Here is a 2,388-nt window from a genome sequence, read left to right as displayed (position 1 = left end):
GACCTACAGCGTCCCGGTGCCCACCACGGCGATCGGCACCGGGGCGCAATGGCGGGTCGAGCGCAGCGTCAGCGCCGCCATCAACGTCACCCAGATCATCGAGGTGACCCTGACGTCATGGGACGGCGATGCGATGACCGTCGACGTCACCGTCGATGAGACGCCCACCGCGCCGATCTTCCGCATCCCGGGGTCCGGTGAGACCCTCGACCTCACGCGCTTCAGCAACACTGGTCAGGGCACCTTCGTGATCAATCTGCGCACATACGTGCCGACCTCCGGATCGCTCCGCATGGCCGGGGCACGCGAACTGATCGGCGCCGATGCGAACCGGTCCATCCTGCAGCAGACCTCGTTCCAGTTGTCCTGGGCGCCGCCGCAATAGACGGCCGCAGTAGACGCCGACGGCGGTGGGCCCGGCGGAAGTCCACCGAGCCCACCGTTCGCGCGCCGTTGCGCTACCTGATCAGTTGGTCGCTTTGGTCGACGTGGCCGGACTCGACTTCGCCGTGCTCGACGTCGCACCACTCGGTTTCGCACCACTCGGTTTCGCCGAACCGGAGGCCGAGGCATTGCCTGGGCACAGCGGGGTGGACACGTTGCCCTGCGCCAGCAGTGGGCAGACTGTCTCGGTCGAGAGCTTCCACCGGCCGTCGTCAAAGACAATCGAGGCCGCGATCGGCGCAGGCTGGTTGCCCGGGATGGTCACCATCACTTTGAAGGTGGCGCGTTTGGGGCCGTTGCTGCGAATCGGCTTCTGGATCACATAGGTGACGTCCGGGTTCTCCTTAGCCACCTTGACCAGTTGGTTGAAGAGATCAGGGTCAGCCTCCGCGCCCTCGACCAGGTCCACCTTGTCCTTGGCCGGGACCTTCGGATCAAGAGCGGTCTCGAGCATCGTGTTGAGCACCTCGACGCTCGGCTTCTTGGTGGCATCGGTGATCTCGGCTTCATAGCCGGTGGCCGCCGCCGAACCGCCTGCGGCCTCGACACTCGACGACGCCGCCGCCGGAACCGGCGGCAGGTTGTCGTCGCTGCTGCCGCAGGCCGCGGTCACACTGAGGGCCGCCGCGGCGACACCGATCGCCAGAAACTTGCGGATCTTCACCGAATCAAACCTCCATGAGAAATCAACGCTCGGCCATTCGGACTGATCCGAGCTGCCCTCACTATGCCAAAGAAGTCTGAGGACACTCTTAAGCACCGGTCGCCACGGATGTCTCTCGTGCCCCGCGTCATGTCTGCTGACCAGCACCCATGACCACCGCCAAGATGCGAGAATTGACCCATGAACTCGCGTCAGGTTGTGATGATCACCACCGGCGGCACCGCCGCCTCGCAAACCACGCAGGACGGCGCGGTTCCGGTCCTGACCGGCGCGGATCTAATCCCCTCCGGGCTCAGCACGGTGCCCGTCCGGACCATGGACGTATTGAACCTGGATTCGTCGGCGATGACCGTCCGCGACCAGTTCACCGTGTGCTCGGCCATCGCCGCCGCTCGCAGCGACGATGCCGTCGCTGGCATCGTCGTGATCCACGGCACCGACACACTCGAAGAGACGGCTTTCCTGGCCGACGTCTTCGCCGCCGACCCCCGACCCGTGGTGTTCACCGGCGCGCAACACCCGGCCGACGACCCGCGTTCGGACGGTCCGGCCAACATCGCCGCCGCGATCGCCCTGGCCGCCGATCCGAGCAATCAGGGCAACGGAGTCCAGGTGGCGCTCGGCGGCCGGGTGCTGCCGGCCCGCGGGTGCTTTAAGGTCTCGACGGTGGCGCCCGAAGCCTTCGACACCGTTCACCCCGCGCTGCCGCGACCACTGATCGCCAATTCGGTTCCCGGCGGCCGTCCCGCGCGAGTCGACCTGCTCGCCCTCTACCCCGGAGTGTCACCGGGCCTGATCGCCGCGGCCATCGCCCAGCGCGCCGCCGGAATCGTGTTGACGGCGACCGGCTCGGGTAACACCCACCCGGATATCACCGCCGAGGTGGCGCATGCCAAACAACGCAACGTGCCGGTGGTCGTCTCCACCCGCGTGCCCTACGGAGAGGTGGTCGCTACGTACGGCGGCGGAGGCGGCGGCGTCGATCTGGCGCGCGCCGGCGCGATCATCTCACCGTGGCTGCGCGCTCCACAGGCCCGGATGGCGCTACTTGCCCTCCTCACCGCTGGCGCGTCACGCTCAGAAATCGAGGACTTCTTCCGCGCCGCACAGCCGCACTGAACACCGGGACGCCGAGTCAGACCCACGCGAGGCTGTCGAGCGGGTCGGCGCGCCGCAGGTCGCCGTCGGACACACCAAAGGTGTGGGTGCGGCCCGGTCCGGTCGCCCGGGTCTCGAAGCGCACCGTCACCACACCGTGTCCGCAGCCCTGGACCCAGCCG

2 protein-coding genes and 2 pseudogenes are annotated in these 2,388 nt (G+C 67.6%); 2 read left to right on the top strand and 2 right to left on the bottom strand.

The window, feature by feature from the left end; translation table 11 throughout:
- Positions 1-385, top strand: a pseudogene (locus tag WAW85_RS13545) (hypothetical protein); the annotation flags it as partial.
- An 81-nt stretch (positions 386-466) separates the two neighbouring features.
- Here the strand turns inward: WAW85_RS13545 and WAW85_RS13540 are convergent.
- Positions 467-1,108 carry a hypothetical protein gene (locus WAW85_RS13540; RefSeq protein WP_422560127.1) on the bottom strand — a complete coding sequence of 214 codons (642 nt, stop codon included), beginning with the start codon at positions 1,106-1,108 and terminating at the stop codon, positions 467-469.
- Positions 1,109-1,288: 180 nt separating this feature from the next.
- Here WAW85_RS13540 and WAW85_RS13535 point away from each other — a divergent pair, with 180 nt between their 5' ends.
- On the top strand, positions 1,289-2,227 hold the full coding sequence (locus WAW85_RS13535) for an asparaginase domain-containing protein (protein ID WP_422560126.1): 939 nt from the start codon (positions 1,289-1,291) through the stop codon (positions 2,225-2,227).
- A gap of 16 nt (positions 2,228-2,243) precedes the next feature.
- On the opposite strand, the pseudogene WAW85_RS13530 reads toward WAW85_RS13535, so the two are convergent.
- Positions 2,244-2,388, bottom strand: a pseudogene (locus WAW85_RS13530) (DNA polymerase IV); the annotation flags it as partial.

Source organism: Gordonia sp. (in: high G+C Gram-positive bacteria), assembly GCF_049299075.1.
GTDB lineage: Bacteria > Actinomycetota > Actinomycetes > Mycobacteriales > Mycobacteriaceae > Gordonia.
The sequence above is the reverse complement of the archived record's forward strand: the minus strand, read 5'-3'. Positions and strand labels throughout refer to the sequence as shown.